General features: G+C 50.3%; 23 protein-coding genes. 14 read left to right on the forward strand and 9 right to left on the reverse strand.

The window, feature by feature from the left end; all coding sequences use genetic code 11:
* The first annotated feature begins 20 nt into the window (after positions 1-20).
* From GCU39_RS25265 to GCU39_RS25275, 3 genes are all read left to right on the forward strand, one after another.
* Entirely contained in the window at positions 21-1490 is a 1470-nt protein-coding gene (locus GCU39_RS25265; RefSeq protein WP_152395992.1) for an SLC13 family permease, read from the forward strand.
* A gap of 30 nt (positions 1491-1520) precedes the next feature.
* Positions 1521-2759, forward strand: coding sequence for a 2,3-bisphosphoglycerate-independent phosphoglycerate mutase (apgM, locus tag GCU39_RS25270; RefSeq protein WP_152395993.1), 1239 nt, complete (start codon positions 1521-1523; stop codon positions 2757-2759).
* Positions 2760-2925: 166 nt separating this feature from the next.
* The gene (locus GCU39_RS25275; protein WP_152395994.1) at positions 2926-4356 is read left to right on the forward strand and encodes an alpha/beta hydrolase family protein; all 1431 of its coding nucleotides are present in this window, start codon (positions 2926-2928) and stop codon (positions 4354-4356) included.
* On the opposite strand, the gene GCU39_RS25280 is transcribed toward GCU39_RS25275, so the two are convergent.
* Entirely contained in the window at positions 4353-5315 is a 963-nt protein-coding gene (locus GCU39_RS25280) for a MerR family transcriptional regulator (RefSeq protein WP_152395995.1), read from the reverse strand. The two genes, GCU39_RS25275 and GCU39_RS25280, sit on opposite strands and share 4 nt — an antisense overlap.
* A 269-nt stretch (positions 5316-5584) precedes the next feature.
* Positions 5585-6775 carry a coenzyme F420-0:L-glutamate ligase gene (locus GCU39_RS25285; RefSeq protein WP_152395996.1) on the reverse strand — a complete coding sequence of 397 codons (1191 nt, stop codon included), beginning with the start codon at positions 6773-6775 and terminating at the stop codon, positions 5585-5587.
* Between the two features lie 230 nt (positions 6776-7005).
* Between GCU39_RS25285 and GCU39_RS25290 the strand changes: the two genes are divergently transcribed.
* Positions 7006-8460, forward strand: a complete 1455-nt coding sequence (locus GCU39_RS25290; RefSeq protein ID WP_152395997.1) for an alpha/beta hydrolase — start codon at positions 7006-7008, stop codon at positions 8458-8460.
* A 28-nt stretch (positions 8461-8488) separates the two neighbouring features.
* Here the strand turns inward: GCU39_RS25290 and GCU39_RS25295 are convergent, their stop codons facing one another.
* Together GCU39_RS25295 and GCU39_RS25300 are read right to left on the reverse strand one after the other, a co-directional pair.
* On the reverse strand, positions 8489-9433 hold the full coding sequence (locus GCU39_RS25295) for a MerR family transcriptional regulator (protein WP_227793329.1): 945 nt from the start codon (positions 9431-9433) through the stop codon (positions 8489-8491).
* Positions 9434-9500: 67 nt separating this feature from the next.
* The gene (locus GCU39_RS25300) at positions 9501-9917 is read right to left on the reverse strand and encodes a YybH family protein (RefSeq protein WP_152395998.1); all 417 of its coding nucleotides are present in this window, start codon (positions 9915-9917) and stop codon (positions 9501-9503) included.
* A gap of 111 nt (positions 9918-10028) precedes the next feature.
* On the opposite strand from GCU39_RS25300, the gene GCU39_RS25305 reads away from it, so the two are divergent.
* The 5 genes from GCU39_RS25305 (at position 10029) to GCU39_RS25325 (ending at position 14645) form a co-directional block, all read left to right on the forward strand.
* Entirely contained in the window at positions 10029-10391 is a 363-nt protein-coding gene (locus GCU39_RS25305) for a winged helix-turn-helix transcriptional regulator (RefSeq protein WP_227793330.1), read from the forward strand.
* Positions 10392-10498: 107 nt separating this feature from the next.
* Positions 10499-11074, forward strand: coding sequence for an RNA polymerase sigma factor (locus GCU39_RS25310; RefSeq protein ID WP_152395999.1), 576 nt, complete (start codon positions 10499-10501; stop codon positions 11072-11074).
* Entirely contained in the window at positions 11058-12170 is a 1113-nt protein-coding gene (locus GCU39_RS25315; RefSeq protein ID WP_152396000.1) for a DUF4179 domain-containing protein, read from the forward strand. The genes GCU39_RS25310 and GCU39_RS25315 overlap by 17 nt, the downstream gene beginning before the upstream one ends.
* Before the next feature lie 147 nt (positions 12171-12317).
* Positions 12318-13007, forward strand: a complete 690-nt coding sequence (locus tag GCU39_RS25320; protein WP_193726621.1) for a lysoplasmalogenase — start codon at positions 12318-12320, stop codon at positions 13005-13007.
* A 72-nt stretch (positions 13008-13079) separates the two neighbouring features.
* Positions 13080-14645, forward strand: coding sequence for a sigma-70 family RNA polymerase sigma factor (locus tag GCU39_RS25325; RefSeq protein WP_152396002.1), 1566 nt, complete (start codon positions 13080-13082; stop codon positions 14643-14645).
* A 50-nt stretch (positions 14646-14695) separates the two neighbouring features.
* Here GCU39_RS25325 and GCU39_RS25330 read toward each other — a convergent pair whose 3' ends face one another.
* Positions 14696-15532: an alpha/beta fold macrolide esterase gene (locus GCU39_RS25330; RefSeq protein WP_152396003.1), complete on the reverse strand. Its 837-nt coding sequence runs from the start codon at positions 15530-15532 to the stop codon at positions 14696-14698.
* A gap of 458 nt (positions 15533-15990) precedes the next feature.
* On the opposite strand from GCU39_RS25330, the gene GCU39_RS25335 reads away from it, so the two are divergent.
* The 4 genes from GCU39_RS25335 (at position 15991) to GCU39_RS25350 (ending at position 20680) form a co-directional block, all read left to right on the forward strand.
* Entirely contained in the window at positions 15991-16539 is a 549-nt protein-coding gene (locus GCU39_RS25335) for a MarR family winged helix-turn-helix transcriptional regulator (protein WP_152396004.1), read from the forward strand.
* A 65-nt stretch (positions 16540-16604) separates the two neighbouring features.
* A complete protein-coding gene (locus GCU39_RS25340) occupies positions 16605-17816 on the forward strand; it encodes an MFS transporter (protein ID WP_227793331.1) in 1212 nt (403 codons plus the stop codon).
* 224 nt (positions 17817-18040) lie between these two features.
* Positions 18041-20149: an S-layer homology domain-containing protein gene (locus GCU39_RS25345; RefSeq protein ID WP_152396005.1), complete on the forward strand. Its 2109-nt coding sequence runs from the start codon at positions 18041-18043 to the stop codon at positions 20147-20149.
* Between the two features lie 66 nt (positions 20150-20215).
* Positions 20216-20680, forward strand: a complete 465-nt coding sequence (locus GCU39_RS25350) for an acetyltransferase (protein WP_152396006.1) — start codon at positions 20216-20218, stop codon at positions 20678-20680.
* Between the two features lie 30 nt (positions 20681-20710).
* Here GCU39_RS25350 and GCU39_RS25355 read toward each other — a convergent pair whose 3' ends face one another.
* A complete protein-coding gene (locus GCU39_RS25355) occupies positions 20711-21400 on the reverse strand; it encodes a Dph6-related ATP pyrophosphatase (RefSeq protein WP_152396007.1) in 690 nt (229 codons plus the stop codon).
* A 139-nt stretch (positions 21401-21539) separates the two neighbouring features.
* On the opposite strand from GCU39_RS25355, the gene GCU39_RS25360 reads away from it, so the two are divergent.
* A complete protein-coding gene (locus GCU39_RS25360; RefSeq protein ID WP_152396008.1) occupies positions 21540-22226 on the forward strand; it encodes a YdeI/OmpD-associated family protein in 687 nt (228 codons plus the stop codon).
* Between the two features lie 63 nt (positions 22227-22289).
* Here the strand turns inward: GCU39_RS25360 and GCU39_RS25365 are convergent, their stop codons facing one another.
* The 3 genes from GCU39_RS25365 to GCU39_RS25375 all read right to left on the reverse strand — a co-directional run bounded on the left by GCU39_RS25365 (position 22290) and on the right by GCU39_RS25375 (position 24255).
* Complete coding sequence (locus GCU39_RS25365; RefSeq protein ID WP_152396009.1) at positions 22290-22874, reverse strand: GNAT family N-acetyltransferase; 585 nt, start codon at positions 22872-22874, stop codon at positions 22290-22292.
* Between the two features lies 1 nt (position 22875).
* Positions 22876-23106 (reverse strand): hypothetical protein, encoded by a 231-nt coding sequence (locus GCU39_RS25370; RefSeq protein ID WP_152396010.1) that lies wholly within the window; start codon positions 23104-23106, stop codon positions 22876-22878.
* Between the two features lie 102 nt (positions 23107-23208).
* The gene (locus tag GCU39_RS25375) at positions 23209-24255 is read right to left on the reverse strand and encodes a stalk domain-containing protein (protein WP_152396011.1); all 1047 of its coding nucleotides are present in this window, start codon (positions 24253-24255) and stop codon (positions 23209-23211) included.
* Positions 24256-24317: the final 62 nt, after the last annotated feature.

The raw sequence follows: 24317 nt of genomic DNA on the forward strand, positions 1-24317 counted from the left end.
AGGTTGAGGAGGATGGGGAGATGACCGAGGTTTCACCGAAGGAGCCATCTGTCAAGAAGAAGAGCAAGATTGAGACCGCCATGAAAAGGTTAGGGATTCCGCTTGCTGTCATTATCGCGCTATTATTGTTTTTCATGCCGACCCCTGAGGGGATGAGCCTGGAAGCGCAGCGTTCCATTGCGATATTTACGGGTGCGCTGATTCTATGGATCACAACGCCAATTCCGATTTATTTGACATCGATTATAGCGATTCTATTGCTTCCGCTCGTGGGAGCGGTGGAAGATCAAGAGGTTGCCTTCGGCACATTAGGGTTCGATGTCATCTGGTTGATGGTGGCTGCCTTCATTCTGACAGCTGCGATGATTAAGTCGAATCTGGGCCGGCGATTATCCTTATGGATGGTTACGCAGTTCGGGAAGACGCCGAAGAAGACCTTATTTCTATTGATCGTCATTAACTTCATACTCGCCTTCTTCGTGCCGTCGACGACGGCAAGGGCGACGCTGATGGTGCCGATTTGTCTTATTCTGCTCGAAGTGTATAAGGCGCTGCCGGGAGAGAGCAACCTGGGACGCGTGATGATGCTGCAGGGCGTTCAAGCAGATGCGCTCGCGACATCTGGGGTCATGACGGCAACGTCCGGGAATATTATTGCGGTAGGGTTCATTAATGAACAGGCTGGCGGTCATATCGGGTATATGGACTGGCTGCTCGCGTCGATGCCAACGGCGATCATTACGATGATCCTGACGTTCTTCATCGGCTTGAAGCTGTTCCCGCTCAAGAGCGGATCAAGTTTCGAGAACGCGAGGGATACGCTGAAGGAAGAGCTAAAGAAGCTTGGCAAGTTCTCCGTCGACGAGAAGAAGGCGCTCGCGATCTTCGTCTTCACCGTCCTGTTATGGGCAACAGGCGATTACCACAAGGCGTGGTTCGGCTTCGAATTAAGTACGGAGCAGACAGCTGTGCTGGGCGCACTCTTATGTCTGCTGCCCCGCATCGGACTGCTCACTTGGAAAGAGACAAATATCAAGTGGGAGCTCATGATTTTTGCCGCGGGTGCGTACGCGGTCGGGAATGCGCTGGATAAATCCAAAGGCGCGGAGTGGATTATTAATAAAGTGGTTATGGGTCTAGGGATGGAGCATATGAACCATACACTAGTCGTGATCGTCGTTATTTTCCTCAGTATGTACAGTCACTTGATCTTTACGAGTAAAACGGTACGGGTTACGATTCTCATACCGGCATTTATCGCGCTGGCCAAGACGCTCGGGATGGACCCGGTGCCGCTGGCTCTCGCAGCCGCGATGACGATGACGTATACGATTACGCTGCCGCCGCACTCGAAGGTGAATACGATCTATTTCGGAACCGGTTATTTCTCCGTCTTGGATCAAGTGAAATATGCGATTGTGACCTGCTTCATCGGGGCATGCGTCATCAGCTTGGCTGTCTTTACTTGGTTTAAAGTGATTGGAATATAGATAGAGGTCATAGGAGTATAGGAGGCGACCATGTTGAACAGAAAAGTAATTCTTGCGATTGCAGACGGATTGGGCGACCGTCCACATCCTATGTTAGATAATCGAACACCGCTGGAATACGCGAATACGCCGACCCTGGACCGGCTTGCAGCCGAAGGGATTACGGGCATGATGGATTTGATCAGTCCCGGGATTCCCGTTGGCACCGATATGGGGCACTTGATCTTGTTCGGCTATGAACCGCATCATTATCCAGGGCGCGGTCCCATTGAAGCGCTCGGCATCGGGATGGACGTCCAGCCGGGGGATGTGGTGCTGCGCTGCAACTTCGCAACCGTGGATGAGAATGGCATTGTGGTTGATCGCCGGGCAGGCCGTATCCGTGAGGGAACGGAAGCGATCGCGGAAGCGTTTCGGGGCCTCGCGATCGACGGTGTTCAGATCGAATTCCGCCCGGCTACGGAACATCGAGCGGTGCTCATTCTACGCGGCGAGGGCTTGAGCGACCAGATTAGCGATTCGGATCCAAAGGCGCCGAACGACGGCAGTTCGTATCATGAGGTTCTGCCGCTGAACGCGACGGAAGAAGCGGTGAGAACGGCGCGTATACTGAATGCGTTTCTAGCGAAGGCGCACGCGCTGTTATCCGATCATCCGGTGAACGTGGAGCGGGTGGAGCAAGGGCAGCAACCTGCGAACTTCATCCTCACGCGGGGCGCGGGGCAGATGGCTCTGCTCGAGCCGATCACGGAACGGCTGCATCTGACAGGCAGCTGCATTGCCGGTGAAGGCACCGTGCTCGGCGTCGCGAAGCTTGCCGGCTTCACGCCAATCACGGACAGCCGCATGACGGCGAACGTGGATACGGATGTAGCGCTCAAGGCGAAGCTGGCCTTGGAGCAGATCGTGGAGAACGATATGGTGCTCGTGCATCTGAAGGCACCGGATTTGATGGGCCATGACAATAAGCCGCTCGAGAAGGCGAAGGCGATTGAGCAGTTCGACCGGATGGTCGGCCTGATTGCCGAAGGCCTTCCGGAAGATGTCTACCTTGCGCTCGCGGCCGACCATTCGACGCCGTGCGAGATTGGCGAGCATACCGGCGATCCGGTGCCGGTGCTCATCTATGGGCCAAGCATCCGTCGAGATCGTACGGTGCTCTACAATGAGATGGATTGTGCTTACGGCGGGCTCGGGCACGTGACAGGATACCAGTTTGTTCAGACGCTCCACGGGCTAATGGGTCGTGTGAAGAAGCAGGGGAATTAATAGAAGACGGAAGCGTCAGAGAACATCGCGTTCGCTGACGCTTCTTTTTGCTGTAGCCACAGTTACTCTTTTTCATCGAATTAGAGGGGTTGAAACTCCAGTTACTGGAGGTTGTATGCTTGGTTGGAACAAGCAGCAATAACAGGAACAAGGAGGAGTTTTACTTATGAGATCACTTGAAATGGTGACAACAATCTTCAATATTCTATTGCTTGGCTGGATGGTATTCGCGAGGAGCAAGTCGCAGCGCGGGCTGCTCGGTGGGTTCGGTATATCCGTGATTCTCGTGCTGGTACACGCGCTCGTCGAAGGCATGCGGTGGCAGATGATTCCGGTCTATACGATGACGCTCATCCCGATCGTAATCTTAGCCGTACGTCGGGCGTTCACACCCAAAGAGGGGTATAAAAAAGGTACACGTTCCCGTATCCGATTGATCCTCACGACGGTGCTGGCCGCGCTGTACGCGGTTATCGCCATCGCGCTGCCCATTGTACTGCCGATATTCACGTTCGAGAAGCCGACAGGGCCGTATAAGGTCGGTACGATCACTTATGATTGGAAGGATGAACAGCGGGAGGAGACGCTCACGCCCGAACCTGGCGACAAACGCGAGCTGATGGTGCAGATCTGGTATCCAGCCGATGCACAAGCCAAGGGCCGTACGGCCCCTTATCTATCACATGGGGATGTCTTTGCCGAGGGGTACAGCACGATTTTGAACATGCCGAAGGCCTTGTTCACGACATTTGGTTATGTGAAGACGCATGCCATCGAATCCGCGGAACTGTCCGCGTCGGCAACAACCTATCCGGTACTCTTGTTCTCGCATGGATTTAGTGGACACAAGAATCAGAACACCTTCCAGGTGGAGCAGCTCGCCAGCCAAGGCTATATCGTGGTAGGCATCGATCACACCTACAGCAGTACGGCATCGGTGTTTGCGGATGGTCGAGTGGCCCCATATGTGCCGCAAGACATGAACTCGGGTACCTACTTAGATCAAGCTAATGACGGATGGGTTGAGGACGCGAAGTTCGTGCTCGACCAAGTGGAGAAGCTCGCGAAGAACGATCCCGACAACCGGTTCACCGGGCGAATGGATCTGCAGAACGTGGGGATGTTCGGTCATTCCTTCGGCGGAGCGACGAGCACGCAGATGCTGATGACGGATGCGAGGATCAAAGCGGCCGTGAATCTGGATGGCATCTTGTATGGCAAGCAGCGAATTCCAGCTGGAGGTCTGAAGAAGCCGTTCCTCATGATGAGTGCGGACGGATCCCTCGATAGCCTGCAGATGATCCAAGATCCGGCCATGAAGCAGATGATGAAGGACCTGATTGCACGGTATGCGCATGTTGCCGAAGGCGGCAACTACTGGATGAAGCTCAATCATATGACGCATATGGGCTTCACGGATTTGTACCTGTTCTCCCCGCTGTATGAACAGATGGAAGGTGTCGACGCGCGAGGGGCTCACCGCTTGATCAACGCGTATTCTCTGGATTTCTTCAATCATTATTTGAAGCACCAGCCCCTTCAGCTGTTGGAGCAGAACATCGGCGAACATCCGGATTTTACGCTGCAAAAAGGTTAACAACCTTCTGTTTGCTGCTGAAGTCTCCATTGGATGCCCTGATATAATAATTGGCTTCCCTTATACAATTGGTGGTACTGCGGGCTAATGATGGCGCATAACGTGTTGCACCGTTCCAAATGCTTGGTTCGTGTGCTCTCGAAATATTCCGCATAGGATCGGAAGAAGTCTTCACGATCGCTAGGCGCTAACTCCGCTGAATTGGCATACAGCATGGCCATATCCTCTACAATGGATTGGACCACCGTGCTGCCTGCCGTACATTTCTGCTTCCATGCGTGATTCAAGCGATCTTGAATATGCTCCATCTTCTTCCCCCAAGTCGCCGCGTTATAGCGGGGCTGATGCACGATACGAGAGAAGAGCAGCTCGACGCGCTTCAGATCCGCGATGAATTGCGGATCGTTCATGAGCTCTTGCAGTTCCTGCCAGGCGGCCGTCTGCTTGGCCGACGTCTTGGGCTGATGGACGACGAATTTATTGAAATAATATAGAAGAGGGTCTCTCCACTCGTCGGGGATACCCTCGAATAAATGAGCCTCTTCCACTTTGTCTGCGATGAATTGTCTGCGACTCTCGGTATCGATGGTCCGTGCATTCACCAGATCATGGATGTATCGAAGCGAATCGTTCCCGTGCATCTGAGCCTGTCGCAAGACGGATATCATGCTCGCGATCGTATTCGCCTGCGTCTCCAGTGACTCGATCTGCCACGCCAGCGCCTTCTCTACGGTTAATTCCCCTGCAATCAACTGATGGATTTCGTCAATGCCGAAATCCAGATAGCGCAAAGTCGTAATGAGCTCTAATCGCCAGATATCATCTGCCGTATACAGCCGATGACCGCCCTCCGTATACTCGCTTGGCTTGATCAATCCAATCTCATCATAGTAACGGATCGTCTTCACGGTGGATCCCGTCATTCTAGCGACTTCCCCGATCGGATATTTCTTGTTCATATCTTTTCACCCTCTTACGCTTGTCCTTAACAATCATTTCTTATCTGACACAATAACAAACTAATTATCATTAAACAACGAGAACAGACGGAAAGGGATATGCGTATCCATCCCAACCCAGCGAAGTATCGAGAACGCGAATCCGTTTGGACAGGCTCTTGCCAGAAGGGCTGCTGAAAGGGAAATCCCGGATTAACGTGCATCAAACAGATAAAAGCAATGCTCATCACGAGCATTGCTTTACTTAACAATCGCAGTCCTCGATTGCATTATTTGGTGTAGTTATCAAAATAGCCTTGAATAAAGATAATCGGCGTACCTTTATCTCCGCTTCCTGAAGTTAAATCGGACAGCGAACCAATCAGGTCCGTAAGTCTCCGCGGCGTTGTTCCTTGCGCTTCCATCGCCCCGATCAGATCCGATCCTTTATGGTCAATGAATTGAGCAATCGCTTGCTGGAGCTCTTCGCCTCTTAAATCGGCGAAATTGTTGTCCGCCAAATACTTCAATTTGATTTCATTCGGCGTGCCGCTCAGGCCGGAGGTGTAAGCCGGGGATACGACCGGATCCGCAAGCTCCCATATTTGACCCACCGGATCTTTAAATGCGCCGTCTCCGTAGATCATGACTTCAAGATGTTTGCCTGTCTTCTCTTGAAGTATGCGTTGGATATGATCCACGACAGGTTGGCAGTTGCGCGGGAATAGCTTGACGGTATTTTCCGTTGCTTTGTTGGATCCGAGTAAACCGTAAGCCTCATTATAGCCGCTGCCATCTATGGATTCCGACAGGATGTTGTCGAGGCTGTAAACTTTGTCTCCGTCATTCGCTTTCAAGATTTTTTTCGTTCTGAATCGGGTGTGAATATCGCATGTGAGCACATTTTTAGTGTAATCCAAAATGGATTTAGGATTATTAGAGAAGATAACTTCACAATCAACGTCGTACTCTTCAATCAACGATTTATAGTAATCAATATAGTCGGCACCCGTAAATGGATGTTTGTTATGTCCGAAATAACCTCGGAATTGTTCTTCTGTGAGTACGTCCGTCCAAGGATTCACGCCTTTTTCATCCAGCATGTCGATGTCTACCAAGTGATTGCCCACTTCATCCGAGGGGTAGCTGAGCATAAGGACGATTTTTTTAGCCCCTTTTGCAATACCGCGCAGACAGATAGCGAACCGATTCCGGCTTAGGATCGGGAAAATGACGCCGATCGTCGTATCTCCGAATTTCGAACGGATATCTGTAGCAATATGATCAATTGTCGCATAATTGCCTTGAGCCCGAGCGACGATGGACTCCGTTACTGTCACAATGTCCTTGTCGTTGAAATGAAAACCCTCAACTTCTGCCGCTTTTAACACACTATCTACGACGATCTCTTCTATATTGTCCCCTTGGTTGATGATCGGGCATCGAAGACCTCTAACCACTGTTCCAACAACTCTTTCCAATGTTATCACTCCTTATCACTATATTCCATCCTATCTTCTTTAACTATATAGCGATTCAGAACCATAAGTAAAATTAATATATGTAATAGTAAATATAAATGTCAGTAATATTATCTATTAAATTTCTTTTTTATGAATTTGAAAAATGGGTATTGAATATCCCCTTAGGGGAGGTTTTACGCTTGGATTCAGCAAGCTGTTGGAACAGAAAATAAGGAGGTTTTATCGTTATGAGGTCTTTTGAAATGTTGTCTACGATGTTGAATATTCTATTGCTCGGTTGGTTGATCTTCGCTAGGAACAAGTCGCGGCGGGGGCTTATGGTAGGTGCCGGGATTTCAATGCTATTCGTGCTGCTGCATGGGCTTATCGAAGGCATGCGTTGGCAAATGACTCCGGTCTATCTGATATCGCTCATTCCGATTGTCATGTGGGGAGCAAGACATATTACCAAGCCGAAGGAAGTGAACAAAAAGGCGTCGCGCATCCGATTGATTCTGGTGGCGACGCTGGCTGTCCTCTATTCATTCATCGCTGTAGCGCTGCCGCTCCTATTACCGGTATTCACATTTGAGAAGCCGACAGGCCCATACAACATCGGCACCGTATCTTACGCTTGGAAGGACGATCGGAGAGAGGAGCTTCATACGCCCGAACCCGGCGATAAGCGTGAATTAATGGTTCAGATCTGGTATCCGGTGAGTGCTGACGCGAAAGGCAAGCGAGCTCCTTATGTTTCACACCCCGATATTTTTGCAGAGGGATACGGCACGGCGTTGCATATGCCTAAGCTATTATTTACAAGCATCGGTTTCGTCAAGACGCATGCGATCGAAGCGGCCGCGTTATCCGATCAGGAATCGTCCTATCCCGTGCTCATTTTTTCGCATTCGTTGAATGGGACGAAGAACCAGAACACGTTCGAGATCGAACAGTTAGTCAGCCATGGATATATCGTGGTCGGCATCGATCATACGTATCGCAGTACGATATCCGTGTTCCCTGATGGACGTGTCGTCCCATTTGTTCCCCAAGAAAGCAATACGATCGACTATCTAGATCAAATAAACGAAGAATGGGTGGAAGATGCGAAGTTCGTGCTCGACCAAGTCGAGAAGCTCGCGAAGAATGATCCGGATCATCGATTTACGGATCGGATGGATCTAGAACGCATTGGCATGTTCGGTCATTCCTTCGGCGGGGCCACAACAACGCAAATGCTCATGACGGATTCACGAATCAAAGCCGCGATCAATATGGACGGCGGACTCTACGGCAAGCTCCGGATACCGGCAGACGGGCTGAAGAAGCCGTTCCTGATGATGAGCGCAGATGGCACATTGGCAGGGACAACGCATATGAGCGACGAGGAGATCGCTTCCCAAGGCACGACACGGAAAGACCTCGACAAGTTTTTTGAGGATACGTTTGCGCGTCAAGCATCTGTAGCCGTAGGCGGGAACTACTGGATGACCCTGAAGCATATGAAGCATATGGGATTCTCGGACATGTATCTGATTTCCCCGATATTCGAAAAGTCGGAGGGTGTTGACGTGCAGCGCGTCCATCAGTTGATTAACGATTATTCGCTCGATTTCTTTAACCATTACTTGAAGCAACAGCCGGTTAAATTATTGGATCAGACGGTCGGTGACCATCCGGCATTTACATTACAGAAAGGCTGAGGGCAATTTGCCCTCGGCTTTTTGCCGACTACTGCTGCTCGAGCTTCCATTGGATGCCTTGAAGCAATAAGTCGTTGCCTTTCGCGAACAAGCGATATTTGGGGCTTAGGATGGAGCATAGCGCATTGAATCGTTCGATCCGTTCGGTCCTAGGCTGCTGAGAATAAGCGGCGAAGTAGCGGAAAAAATCTTCTTGGCTCGCCGATTGTCCTGCGTTGGCATACAGTAAAGCGGTGTCCTCGACAATCGCTTGGACGTAGGGGCTATCAGCAGCCCGCTTTTGTTTTAGCGCCGTATTGAGCCGGTCGTGAATTTCATCTATTTTCTTGACCCATCTCGCGGCATCATAATGTGGCTGATGGACCATGTTGAAGAATAGAAATTCATCGTTCTTCAAGTCGGCAATAAACTGTGGATCGTTCAGCAGCTCCTGCAATTCCTGCCATGCGACGGTTTGTTGGGCTGATATTTTCGACTGATGGATAATGTGTTTATTAAAGTTATACAGGAACGAGCTTCTCCATTCTGCAGGAATACCCTCCAGCAATTTGGATTCTTCTACAATTTTAAGTATAAATTTATGGCGTTTCTCCGTATTGATAGCCCGTGTGGTCACCAGGTCATGGATATAATACAAGGAATCTGCTTCGTGATCCTTCGCTTGCCGCAAGATAGATAACATATTCGCGAGTGTGCTCATCTGTGACTCGATGGATTCAATCTGCCAGTCCAGTGCTTTTCCTAACGGAACCTCCCCAGAGATCATCTGCTTGATCTCCTCAATCCCGAAATCCAGGTATCGCAGCGTTGTAATCAGCTCCAAGCGCCACAGATCTGAAGCCGTGTACAGCCGATGCCCGCCTTCGGTATATCCCGTCGGCCGAAGCAATCCGATCGTGTCATAATAACGGACGGTTTTAATGGTGGTTCCGGTCATTTTTGCGGCTTCCCCAATCGAATATTTACGCTCCACATGTCATCCCCCCTTTGGTTGCATTATACTACGTCTTTCGCGTGAAGGGGGGATGAAGACATGCAGGTCACGTATTGACGTCGCCGAGTGATCCCGCACCGGTCGGGTGATCGACGATATACAGCCAGCTGCCGTCGGCTTGTTGCCGCACGATCTCGGATGTGTGACCACTAATCTGCAGCGGCTTGCCTTCTGCATCGACCGTGGTGAGGGTGAAGTGCGCGCGCAGCAAAGCGATATTCTCGAACGGTACGCAGTAGATGTTCTTCGACACCATGGTCCCTTGCAGACGGAGCAGATCGGTGAGCGTGTCTCGTCTTGCGGCTTCGTCTCGATCTTGGGCCCCGCTCGGATTAATCAACACCCCGTCCGGCTCGTAGAGCGCCAGCAGATGGTTGATATCGCCTGAATTATAGGCGTTAGCGAATGCGGCGTTCATGTCTTCGGGTCGCAGGACGGGGCTTGGATGAAATAAGTCGTTCATAAGTTCGGATTCTCCTTTATAATACACGTATAAGAGTGATGTTAACGGAATTCTCGCGATGTGATAAGTACGCAGAAAATAATGACTTAGTCATATAAACCTGACTATAGAATGGTGGAGGTAGACATGCCGTATCAGGATGGACAATTCGGCTGCCCGGTCGAGGTAGGCCTTCAAATGGTCAGCGGGAAATGGAAGCCTCGAATTCTCTACGCGCTGCAACAGCGAACGAAGCGCTTCGGCGAGCTTCAGCGGGAGGTTGCTGGCGTATCGAGACATGTGTTGACGACGCAGCTGCGGGAACTAGAAGCGAGCGGGTTGATCCATCGGCAAGTCTATGGTCAGGTGCCGCCGAAGGTGGAATACAGCTTGACCGAACTTGGTAACAGCCTGACCCCGATTCTGGAGCAGATGATCAAGATCGGGGAGCACTACATCTCTACGCACAAAACGGATTCGGCAGTAGACGTATAGCGCGAAGCACCCTTTTTCTAAGGGTGTTTTTTTATATTGCGAAAATGATGTCACAAAACGGCTGGCGCTAATTGTTATATAGGCATAGATACAAAGGAGGTGAGCCTGTGAAGCCAACCATCCCCGGGGAAGTGGAAGAGAGAGCCAAGGCGATTGAAGCGGTCATCGACCGTGTCAAACATGGAGACAAGCAAGCGTATGCATCGATCATTCGGCAGTTCGAACGGCAAATGTATACCTATTGCTACTATATTCTGAGAAATCACGAGGAGACGGAGGACGCGGTACAGGATATTTTTATCCGGGCCTATGAGCATCTGGATCAATATAGCAGACAGGTGTCCTTCTCCGCGTGGCTCTATAAAATGGCCTACAACCACATGATGAATATGAAGAGGAAGCAGGGCCGCTGGTTAAAGCTAGTGAATGCAGTCCAGGAACAGCAGCCGAAGGTGGAGATTTCGCCGAAGGAGTCTGTGATTGAGGAGATGCTGACGTATCTCACACCGGAAGAACGCCATATTCTGCTGCTCAAAGCGGTTGAGCAATACAGCTTTGAAGAGATCGGCAAGATTATGGGTATCAAGCCGGCCACGATCCGCAAGCGATATGAGCGGCTGCGCAGCAAGCTGCTCGAGTACAAGCTTCATAAAGGAGGAAACACCCATGGTACATTTGCCTGAATCAACGAAGGAAATGGATACGATCGAGCAATGGATCCGTGATTCGGACATGCCGCGAGCGAGTATGAGTGATCAGATCATGGATAAGATTGGAGAGAATAGAATGCGTAACAAACATAAATCGAATGTGATGAAAAAAACAGCCATTGCCGTATCTGCGGCGGCTGTACTAGGCGCCGGCATCATCGGAACGGGGTATGTCTCTCCTGTAATGGCCGCGACACTGAAGCAGATTCCGGTCATCGGCAGCCTCTTCTCGGGTACGAATGAGGAGCGGCTTCAGACGGCAATGGAGCAAGGCATTGCGAGCATTCCTAACTTGAGCGTGACACATGACGGCGTGACTCTGAGAGTGACGGAGCTGTTATACGATGGAACCCGTCTGGCTCTGCAAATGGAGCGCACAGGCATAGACATGGCATCGGTCATGATGCCGTATCAAGGGGATGGCGGGAAGAAAGGCTACATGAAGCAACCGACACTCCTCGCGGATGGCAAGGAAATTAAATTCAGTAAGGGCGCTTTCGGTGAAGTGCCGCAGAAAGATAACACCATTCTCGTGGATTTATCCGAAGGGCTGTCTTTGCCAGATCAATTCGAGCTAACTGTTCAAACCGAGGTAACACAGGTGAAAGAGCCGTTTGTCTTCAAGATTCCCGTGAAAATTGACAATCAGACATTAGCTTTGGAACCGAACGCAACGCAATCGAGCGGCGAGTTCAGCTATACGGTCAAGCAATTGGAGCTAACGCCGTTGTCGACGCGATTGGTATTGGATAGTACGGGCGCTGTTCCTGCAGCGCCAGAGCAATCGGGACAATACAGCCCATCGATGATGTATTATGACATTGTTGATGATCAAGGGAACGTGTTGAATCAGAATCAGGTCGATTTTTTCCATCGCCTGCCAGATACTGCGTACCATATCGACCAGTTGTATTCCGGCCTCCGAGCGACACAGAAATCGATTACGATCAAACCTTACACGTTCACGGTGAAGACGTCAGATTGGAGCATCGTCGGTGAGAGCAACGGCAAGCTTGGCGATAAGACCTATATTAAGGATCTGGAATTAACGATTCCCGTTCAGCCCTAATTCAACAAGATTTCATTCAATCGAGAACTCCTTCCTAACGAAGGAGTTCTTGGCGTTTATCGGGAATAGTTAGAGATCAATCATGGCATGGAGGGGCATCCGCATAGGAGTAGAGAAAAGAGTAATATCGCGAATGGAGGAATGTGCGTGGTTCAAAGAGGGCTTATTCTCGCAATTCTAGTGTGTGGAGGCATTCATTTAGCCACCTTGCAGTTAGATGTTGCACTCATACACTGGGTGTTCAAGCTGCTGCCTATGCTGTTGATCCTTGTGTTGGCCGTTCGTTCGAAATCGATGGACCGCACCCGCGCGTATAAGGGCCTCATCGTAGCCGGGTTATTGTTCAGTATGGCGGGCGATACGTTCCTGCTTAATGCAGGGGATCGTTGGTTCATGCTCGGATTAGGGTCTTTTTTCATCGGCCACCTGCTCTACATTGCAGCCATGGTCAGAAGGTGGCAGTATACCTGGCTAGGGCTGCTGTGGATCCTGCCGATCGGCGCTTATTCAGGGTTCGTCGGTTCCCAATTGCATGAAGGCATTATGGGGGATCCTAGCCAGAATGGCTTATGGCTGCCCGTACTCGCCTATGTGTGCGTCATCTCGGTGATGTGCTGGCTCGCGTTGATGAGTCGTAATGCGTATGCAGCGGTCGGGTCAATCCTATTTGTGGCTTCCGACTCGATTCTGGCTTGGAACAAATTTATCGGGTCAGTGCCGGCATCGGGATTTCTCGTTATGCTCACGTATTTCGCAGCACAGGCGCTCATTGCGTGCAGCATTGCGAATGGATTAGCAGGGAAAAAGTCGACAGATGTGCGCGGGATGCGGATGTGAAGCAAGGATCGATGTAACCTTTCGTGTCTAAGTTGGCACTAGGATATAGGACAGAAGAGAGGAGCGGGGTGCGTGCTTCAATACATCGAAGAAGTAAGACAAGGGAACGAGCGAGCCTTCGAACCGATCGTCAGGCATTTCGCAATGATGGCGCACGCGGTCGGCTATGAGAAGCTGCGGGACGTTCAACTTGCGGAGGATGCGGTGCAGGAGGCGTTCACGGAGGCATATCTGCATATCGGCCAGCTGCAGACGCCGGAAGCATTCCCAGGCTGGTTCAAAGCGATCGTCGAACGACAGTGCTACAGGATGCTGCGGGGGAAAAAGCATCCGGTTGTGCCTTACGACGATGCGGCGCAATCGATCGCGTCCACGTTCAGCTTATCCGATTGGATGGAGCGCCGGGAGCTTAAGGAGGCGGTGCGACAATCGATCGCCTCCTTAAGCTCGAATCTGCGGATTGTTGTGCGCTTGTTCTATTTGCAAGGGTACTCGCTCGCTGAAATTTCGGGGTTCCTGGACGTCTCAGTACCGACCTTGAAGAAGAGACTGTTCGACGCCCGCCAGAAGCTGAAGGACGCGCTGCCCGTTGCCGATCTGGTCTCAGTATTCCATCATTTGTACGAAGGGGGAGCAGGCATGCTGCATATTGTGAACGGCGATTTTGTCGCCGAGAAGCTGCGCCAAGGCGTCGTGAAGGGGGACATTCTCGTCTGGCGGGAGGTCTATCCGCACGGCCCGGTCTTTACCGATCCTGTCGCAGGGGATCATCGCGCGCTGCGGGCCGACTATTTAGAGAAGACGATCGGGGTGCCTCGCATCGAATTCGTGCGGGGTAGCGAAGAGCAAGAGCGCACGCTCACCGCATGCGGTCAATATAGAGACATCGTGTTATGGTTCGAGCATGATCTGTTCGATCAGACGATGCTGGTGTACTTGCTGGATTGGTTCGGAAGGCAATCGTTGCCGGAGACGAAGATCCACCTGCTCTGCATCGGGAGTTATCCGGGGATTCCGCTATTCCGCGGGCTTGGTCAGCTATCGACAGCGCAATTGAGCGAGCTCTCGGGTACGTGGAAGATGGTCAGTAAGGACGAACTGGCACTGGGCAGTGCCTTCTGGCAGGCGTACACGTCAGAAGATCCGGAGTCGCTGCAGCAGCTGCTTCGCACAGATACGAGCGCTCTGCCATTCGCAGCGGATGCGTTCATGACGCACCTTGCGCAGTTCCCATCGACATTGGACGGGCTGGGGATCGTGGAACGGGCGACGCTGAAGGTGCTGCAAGAAGGGGAGCATTCCGCCCACGGCCTTTTCAAGCAAGTCGGCGATCAGCTGCATCGGCTTGGCATGGGTGATTTGCAGTATGGCTATATATTGCGCCGCATGGCAGAAGGCTCGCATCCGTTGATTGAGCTTCGAGGCGACAGAGAGATGCAGCGTCCTCCCGGTCAATATTTCTCTTTGCAGAATCAGGATGTCGCGATGACGCCATTCGCTGAGCGCGTATTGCAAGGTGAAGCAGATTGGGTCACTCATAATGGCATCGACGCTTGGTATGGCGGTGTGCATCTGCAAGGGCACCGTCCAGCGTGGCGGTGGGATGCTGTAGAACGGCAAATCGTGCTCGGAGAATAGCAAGAGCGGCAGCTCTGAACAGATATTCTGTTCAGGCTGCCGCTTGTTTGTTACAGATCCGTATGTGCGATGATCCTCGAAATGATCGAATCCCAGTCTTGAGGGTGAAGCTCATGCCCGGTACCTTCCAGCGTCACGAGCACCGCGCCTGGGATTGTGTTCGCCAGAAGAACCCCATGGGCATAAGGGATGATCGGATCTTCCGTGCCATGGATGACCAGCGCCGGGATATTGATCTCTCTTGTTCGCAATAGATATGACTCGCCGCCTGCAGCCATGCCATGGTTGTTCATGCTGTCGAACCGCCGGGATCGACGGAGCTCCTCTTGCGCCAATTGGCGAATTCGATCTTCGTCGAACGGATGCCTTGACCCTGCGAGAACTCGCCATTTGCCGACCGTGAACGAGGTGACTGCCTGTTCGTCGGTCCAGTCGATGGCCCCGGCATTCGCGAAGAACTGCATCACCTTCTCTTCCATTGGCGGAAGCTCGGGCGCGAAGTTCGAGGTTGCGAGGAGTGTGACGGTATGTACGCGCTCGGGATGTCTCAGTGCCAGAATCTGCGTCAGCATGCCGCCCATGGACATGCCGACGATGTGGGCGCGAGCGATGCCGTAGGCATCTAAGATACGAATTGCATCATCCGCCAAATCTTCGAACGTATATCCAGGTTGGCCCAGCTCGTAAGCGGTGGAACGTCCAACATCCCGGTGATCGTAACGTATCACGTATCGCCCTGCATCCGCTAAGCGCTGACAGAAGCCGTCCTCCCACCACACCATCGAGGATTGCGCCCCCATGACCAGCAGAATCGCTGGATGTGAGGCATTTCCGAAGCTTTCGGTATATAATTCAATGTCATTGAATTGTAATAGTTGTTCGCTCATTGCGAGATTCCCCCATTCGATATCCAATTAAAAAAACAAAGGCCGGCAGCCTGTGTCTATCGTCATCGAAGAAATAAGCGATTCGTAAGGAACCTTCAGGTGTCCGCTCGAGAAGAAGCTTAACGATATCATGGGACAATACGCCACAGATCGTTATTATCACCGAGCGAGATCGCAAGGTTCATTCATCATCAATCACCGATCTAGGTTACCCAGTAGGCAGACCATTCTCCGATTACAATATACACAATATAGCTGTTAGCCGCTATTCCATTCATTGTGCACAAGAAAATCGAAAAATTAGTTAGCCACACGTAACCCTCCATTGTGTTCAAGTGAGTCCATCCTACCATAGGAAAATTTTTACTGTCAATCTTATGTTTTCTGCTTGCAATTTTCAGCACGAACGATTACATTGTAATTAGCTAACCTAACTAGTTGTGCGGAAAGGTGATTGGATGAGTAGATCAAAGAAAGAGTTAACGACAGACCATTTGCCCAAATTAGGCGTGACGCCGTATGTTGAATTGATGGACAGCACGGCGACGAGCGAGACGAATCGCCAATCTGCGTCGCTAGGACTGCTGATGATGTGGCTCGGGGATCATATTTTGGATGCGATGGACTTGGATCTCGCACCGTTCGGTATTACTGAGAGTAAACTGGACCTCCTGCTACTCTTGACGCTGCATGAGAATAGAGAACGCGTGACGCCTTCAGCCTTGGCAGATCGGCTTGGAATTCGGCGCGCTTCCGTTACAACCATGCTCGACTGGCTCGAGAAGAGGAACTGGGTGCTGCGCGAGCCTAGCGCGGGGGATGGACGCATGCTGCATGTCAAGATTACGGCGGAAGGACGCGCACTGATTGATCAAGTCCTGCCGATCTTCTGGGCCGCTTGTGCATCGTTCATGGCCGATTTGGAGCCGGAAGAGCAGCGCGTGCTCGAGAAGATTTTGTTGAAATTAAATCGTTCGATGGAGAATCGACTGGGGGTGGGAAGGTAATTTTTTTTGCGCATGTAGTTAGGTTAGCTAACTAGTTATAAGACAGATGATGAAAGAGGTGCGTTATGGCACAGGTTATTCAAGCATCAACTCGAAAACGAAATTATTCATTGATGACGATGGTCCTCTGTTGGGCAGGGATGGCGGTCATGTCCAGTTTGTACGTGACCTTGCCGCTGATCTCGCTATTCTCTGATCGATACAGCATTACGTTGACGCAAGCGGCTTCAGCGGGAAGCATCTTCTCGCTGGGGTTCGCGATCGGATGTCTGATTTATGGGGCATTGTCAGACAAATATGGGCGTAAGAAAGTCATTTTTATCGGACTTATTGTACTGGCCATCATCTCTCTCCTGCTCGGCATGGCGGATCATTTCGCTTGGATTCTTATTCTCAGAGGCCTGCAGGGGGCTGCGGCCGCAACCTTCTCACCGGTTGCCCTTGCTTACGCGGTAGAGATGTTCCCTGCAGAGAAGCGGGTGACGACCATCGGCTTTATTAGTACAGGATTTCTGGTTGCGGGCATTGTTGGTCAGGTCATCAGCAGCTTGATGAGTCAGGCGTATGGCTGGCATGCCGTATTTTATCTGCTGGCTGTGGTGTATGCCGTCACTTCGCTGCTTGTTGTGTTGTTCTTGCCGAAAGGCGAGATTCAGCAGGCTCATGCGAATATATGGGCGCCGTTGAAGCAGATCGGCAAGGTGTTCACACAGAAAAATCTCGTGTTGGGTTATCTGGTTGCGTTGGTTCTGCTTATGTCCTTCGTCAGCATGTATACGGTTTTGGGCAATTACTTGAGTGGGCCGGATTTTGGTCTAAGCAAACAAGAAATTCTCTACGTTCGTCTGGCCGGTGTGCTGGGCATGATCATCTCTCCGTTCGCAGGGAAACTCGCGAGCAGGATCGGAGTGCGTTCGGTATTGCGTGGGGGGCTCTTGCTAGCGGTGATCGGGCTGGCATCGTTAGGGATGATCGCTAGTCTGCCCGTGGTCGTCCTCATGAGTGTCATTTTCGTTGCAGGTATTGCATTGTCTGTTCCATCCTTGGTGTCCCTGATTGGTCAGTTGGGTGGAAAATCGCGAGGGATTGCAGTTTCAGTCTATACGTTTATTCTGTTCGCAGGCACAAGTCTCGGCCCGATTCTATCCATTTATTTGATGAAAATTAGCAGTTACCTCATGACGTTCATTTTGTTGGCACTTGTGCTGGGTATTGGGTTATTGGCGGCATGTCTGATTCGTCAGGAGACAGCTGAGGTGACAGCAGGAGGGAAATAAGAGGTTGTGAAAAGGAGCTAAAATCGAATATGCAAGCCGAGGAAATGGTGCATTTCAAACTTAGGATCGTCTTCAGTCGGAAGGCGGTCTTTTCTTTTGAGTTTTTCATGCTTCATATGACATAATTCGACAAAAATCAGATGCTAAGGTTGCTATAATAGTCTCATTGTACATATATCTATTTACCTATGTGCTAATCATTGGGGTCAGGAGTGGTGTGTAGCATGAAGAAATGGTCAGGAATGATTTTAGGTGTATTGCTGGCAGTTAATTTGTCTTTTTCAAGCTCTTCATTTGCGGAAGAGGGAACGAAGTTCACAGATGTTAGCGGTACATTCTGGGCGCAGGATGAAATTAATAGCATGGCTCAGTTAGGGCTTGTGAAAGGTTATGCTGATAATACGTTTAAACCGAATAATACTGTGACTCGTGAGGAGTTTGCAGCAATTATTACGCGTGCGTTTTATTTAGATTTGCCGGATGAGAGTAAACCTGAGACTTTCGTTGATGTTACCAAATCAAGATGGTCATATACAGCTGTAGAGGCGTCTAAAGAGTTTATTACAGGGTATTATCCACCCTCGGGTAAAGCTTTCTTCGACCCGACAGGGAAAGCGACTCGGGAAGATGTGGCTGTCGCGCTTGTAAAGACGATGGGTTATCAACCAGATGAACTGAAGGATAAGAATATTCTTAATCAGTTTTACGACGAAGACGATATTTCCCCAAATATGCGCACATATGTGGCTCTAGCTGTAGAGAAAAAGTTGATAAATGGATACAAAACGGGAACATTTAAACCGGCGCAAGCAGTTACGCGTGCAGAGTCAGCAGCTCTACTGTATCGTGTGATCAAGGGAGCGGCGGCAGATAGTCAGCAGGCATTAACATTGAATGTTGAAGTTCCAGAGACAGTATCGTCACCGACATTTTATATTACCGGTGACGTAACCAAAGGCGCCGAAGTATTCATCAATAACCAGAAGGCAGAAGTCGATCAAGGCCAATTCCGTGTTGGGTTCCGGTTGAAAGAGGAAGGGAGCTACAAATACACGGTGTCCGCAAGATTGCCTGGCGGAAAAACACAATCCGTGACAAAGACGGTTAAGTTTGAGAAAGGAGCACCAACACTAGAAGTAAAAGGTGTACCCGAGAAAACAGATAAACAATCCATTACCGTGTCTTGGACGGTAAAGGATGAGAATGATTCATCTCCTGTCGTATTCTTAAACGATGAGAAGCAGTTCGGATCATCAGCAACAGTTAAACTCAAGGATGGAGACAACGAAATTACGGTGGTTGTTCAGAATAGCTTTGGCAAATCGGCCAAAGTCGTTAAACGTGTTGTTTTCCAAGGTAATGGTCCTGTATTGAATGTTTTGGACGTTCCGGCGACTACAGATAAAGAGACATTGAAACTAAATTGGACAGTCCAGGACAAGAACGATAGTTCTCCGAAGGTGTATCTGAACGGAGAGCAACAGTTCGGTACAAGTACGACATTTACGCTTAAAGAAGGTACAAATACACTATTATTCAAAGCGGTTAATAGCATGGGCAAAACAACAGAAGTGACGAAAACAGTCGTATTGACGGGAGGGGCTCCTGTACTGACAGTAGACACATTACCGGAGTCGACCGTTAATAATTCTATTAAAGTCAGTTGGAATGTTAAAGATCAGAACGATAGCTCTCCCAAAGTATATGTAAATGATGAACAGGCCTATGGCAGCAGTATGAGCGTGTCACTTAAGCCGGGGATTAATAAAATTACGATTAGAGCAGTAAATAAACTCGGAAAGGTCGCTGAAGTGACGAAAGAAGTTAACTTTACGAACAATGGCCCGACCTTAACATTGGCTGATATTCCTCAGACAACAGGCAAAAAATCATTGCGCATTAGTTGGACTGTATCAGATACTAATGATAGTTCTCCTAGAGTATATGTGAATGATGAGCAGAGCTATGGTACAAGCACAACCATATCATTAACGCCAGGTTCGAATACGATCAAGATCAGAGCGGTGAATAATCTCGGTAAAGCAACGGAGGAGATGCGCACAGTTGTATTTGAACCGCAAGGTCCGAGTTTGGTTCTAGGATATATACCTGAAACAACAACATCACAGACAATTACGCTTTCTTGGACGGTTAGCGATGAGAACGACGATTCGCCGAAATTATACGTGAATGATAAAATCGTATACTACAGCACTAGTATGGATGTGACGCTGACTCCTGGGGTGAATACGTTCAAAATCGTTGCCAGCAACAAGCTTGGAAAAACTACGGAAGCGATTTGTACGGTCAATTATACGCCAGTTCAACAGTAATAAGGAAGGACCGGGGCAGTGACGCTGCTCCGGTTTTTTAACATTATATGAAAGCGAAGTGATATCATGCATACCTATACACTTGTCCATAAGGATAACCTCACGGACAACGAATTGTCCCAAATTCTCCGCGTCTGGGAAGGATCGGTTCGAGCAACGCACCACTTCCTGAAGGAAGAAGACATTGTATCACTCATTCCACTCGTGCGTGAGGGGGTCCCTCATGTGGAGCATCTGATATGTCTTGTGGATGAACAGCAGGAGATTCAAGCCTTCATGGGCATTCATGGCGATAAAATTGAAATGCTGTTCGTATCGCCGGACCTGCGCGGGAAAGGCATGGGTAGGAAGCTCGTGACGTATGCACTGGAGGAAATGAACGTGCAATACGTGGATGTGAATGAACAGAATCCGCAAGCTGTAGGATTCTATGAACACGTCGGATTTGAAGTTTACGAACGTTCAGAGCTCGACGATCAGGGGAATCCTTTCCCAATCTTGCGGATGACAAAGGCTCGCGCTGCGCATTAAGCAGTGGCGAGCCTTTCGCTTGCTGAGGGATTATCGATCCAATGTCAGCGGGAGAAATGCGTACTCCTCTTGGCGCAGAATCTCGCCTTGGCGTACGGGGATCGGTTGCTTGAACAGCGGTCCATCGAGAACGGTGGTGTGGAATTCCCCGCCTTCACCGCAAGGGTCGATCCCTCGTGCTACGAGCTCCTTCACATAATCGAGCGTGAGTACGCGTCCTAGATCGTCTTCAGTCATGCCGAGCTTGCAATTGACCGTCACGATGATCGTGACGAAGCCGAGCTGGATGAATGTCTCGACCGCTTCGCGGTGATCCATCTCCCATAGCGGCATGCCCAGCTTCATGCCGGCATTTTGCGTGACTTTGTCATGCCAGCAACCATGCTCCGGCATGTCCAGATCACCGGTGACAAGCGCCTCGGCGCCATGCTGCTTCGCTGTTGCTAGCAGTTCCATGTAGTGCGCTTCATAGTCAGCCCAGCTGGAGGCTGCCGTAAATACCGGGAGACCAATTGCATCAGCCTGCGCTTGAATAACTTCCGGCGGCATCCCATGGGATCGCGAACGCTCCCCCTTTTCCTCCAGCATGACGATTAATCCAATGGCTTCTCCGACCTGCATCGCTTGGTGCAGCGCCAGGACGCTATCTTTCCCTCCGCTAAAAGATGCGATGAATTTACGTCCATTCGCGCCTGTTTTCCACTCTGTGGCTTTCGTCATACGTATCGTTCTCCTTCTATCGTCTCAGACTTCTATTCTATCATTGTACTTGATTTATTTTGAATTGCGAGTTGGATATAATGAATGCATATGGAAGGATGACTACCGTAGCGGAATATGACTTAGGAGATGAATGTTGATGTCCAAATCTATCGTAGAGAAGTTGAATTTACATAAATTCGAGCAGACAGCGGTCTTGTATAAGCCGGAAAGAAGTGACTATTTATCGGAATTGGCAGGGTATGATACGTCGCTAACGGAGGGTGCCGCCTATGACCTTATTTTCGCCTTCGTGCTGGATATGGCGTCCTTGCGAACCTTGGTACACCGCGTCATTGAGCAGCGGCATCTGAAGCCGGGCGGTTATCTGTTCGCGGCATATCCGAAGAAGGGCAATAAGGTATATCCGACGTTCATTCATCGGGATGAGCTGTTAGATGGGCTAGGTAGTGACGAGAACGGCTATGTTGGGACAAGCTCCATTAAATTCGCGCGGATGGTGGGCCTCGATGATGTATTTACCGTTGTCGGGTTCAAAGAGGATGCGAAGGGCAAGGTCAAGGCAGATCAGCCTTCTACGAAACCAAGCCAACGCGTAGACGATTACATTGCCTTGATCCCGGAGATCGAGCAGGATCTCGCGGATACGCCGGAGCTGCTCGCCGTGTATCAAGGGCTGACGCCAGGATACCGCAAGGATTGGGCGCGTTACGTCTACAGCGCGAAGCAGGACGAGACGAAGGCAGCACGTCGCGAGGAGATGAAGATGATTCTTCAGGCGGGGTACAAGAGCCGCGAGCTGTATCGCAAAGACCAATCCAAATAATGCGCACACGAAAAAGATCACGCTCCTAGGAGGTGATCTTTTCATTTCTTTCTTTTCTATGGCTTAGATCGCGAACCAATAGACGTATTGCTTGCGAAGGAAGGTAAACCCGGCCTTCGAGGCGGTTCGCCATGAGCCGGTATTCGATTCCATGCAATTCCAATGTGCGATCAAGCCTCTACGTGCACAGGCCTCTGCATAATGAAGCGTCAGTTGATGAGCCAGTCCTTGGCGCTGATGAACCGCTGCCGTCTCAATATCAATCGGGAGCAGTTGATTGTAATACGACGTACCCATAATAACGGCGACAACCTCATCTCCGTGTAACGCGGCATAGGCTAGTCCTTTGCTTAGGAACGCTTCGTCGGATCCCCATGATCCCAAGATTCGCTTGCGAATCATCTCGCTATTCTTGCATTGCCCCGTCTTGATCCTTTTCAGAAATACCTCATCAATACCGTGGATCGCATATGCTCCGTGAATTGTCGGCCGTTCCTCACTGAAAATTGTAGACCTTTGGTAAGTGTGCTCATATTCCCGATCAATGGACTTATCCGAGAATAGCGCAAGCATCGCTGCTTCGGTCTCAGGATCGGCAACGGAGAATTCGAAGTAAAACTGCCCACGTGCCTTGAGCCAAGGGAACAATTCAGTCTAAGAACGCTCTGAATCGCAGATAGGTTTCCTGTTCTTCAGGTCTGCCTAGTGTACAGAAGCCTCCTACAGCGGATGAATACACCACGGCAAGGGTGGGCTGTTCAAGATCATTCACCCATATATCGCCCTTGCATTCTCCGGCGACAATGCCTGAGAAGCTAGGGGTCTCGTCACTTACAATGGCTCCGATTTGTGCTGCGTCCAGCCTGTCTACACGGATCATTTCGTTCACAACTCCTTAGGCGATTATGAACCCATTATAAGGGATGATGAAGTCGCTTGACAGCAGGTAGCGCAATTCAGTCGGATTCGACGGGGAATCCTGTTAGAATACGCGTCTCGCGGTGACGAACCGCTTCTTCCATTGTCCTTCGAACGCTTCGAAGTGTACGCCTTTTTCCTTCGAGTACGTATGCAGAATTTGATTGTTCCCGGCATAGATCGCCACGTGGCCGATGTCAAGCTTACGCGCAGTGAAGAAGAGCAAGTCGCCTACACGGAGATCGTCGAGCTTGACTTCTTTGCCGACTTTAGCTTGATCATACGACACGCGAGGGAGCTCGATCGACAACGTATCCCCGAATACACGCTTCACAAAAGAAGAGCAGTCGAACGTCTTCGTCTGGTCGCTTGTAGCGCCGAACTCGTACGGTGTGCCTAGATATTTCGAGCCGGCTGCGATTAACTCGCTGCCTTGCTTCTGAATTAAGGCAGGGCTGGAGTAATCGGTATATTTGGGTTTGGCTGATATGTACCCGGTTTGATTATTCTTCGTCTGAACTTCTAGCCAAAGCGCATTTACCTCACGGATGACATGGACTTTCTCTCCGACAGGCAGCAGGCCTAGTGAATTGGTATCATTCTGAGAATCTGGCGTCGTTCGAAGATTAACACCTTGCGCGATCGAAGTCTCATATTCGACGGGAGAGGTGATCCAGATGGATTTGGTGTTTGGCTCCCACTTGACGGTGCTACCAAGCGCCTCGCTCACGAATCGCAGCGGAACTAAGGAGAACCCGTTCGTAATCTGACCTGGAACCGATAGGAGTAGGGTCTGGCCATCCAGAAGGGCTGTTGTATCTCCGAGCCTATAAGTAAGGGTCGTGCTTCCTTTCGTTGCTGTTACGGTCTTGCTGGCATCATTCCAGGATAGCTTGGCACCTTGCGCTTCGAATATCCCGCGTATGGGTACCAAGGTTGAGCCATTGACGACGACTGGAGGCGTCTCCGATTGGAGCTGGCGACCATCCATGAACATGGATATAGGCTGCGCTGTCGCTTGTTCCAGCTGTGCCGCTGCTGCTTGCGCAGGAGCTGAAAAGAGCATCGATGCGGCTAGCAGTAAGAGGAGTGTATGTGGTTTCTTCTTCATGTTGTCATCACCTTGTTGATAGATTTGTACTCTATCATTGGACGACATTTAGACGAATTGGT

The sequence above is a fragment of the Paenibacillus guangzhouensis genome, assembly GCF_009363075.1.
Taxonomy (GTDB): Bacteria; Bacillota; Bacilli; order Paenibacillales; family Paenibacillaceae; genus Paenibacillus_K; species Paenibacillus_K guangzhouensis.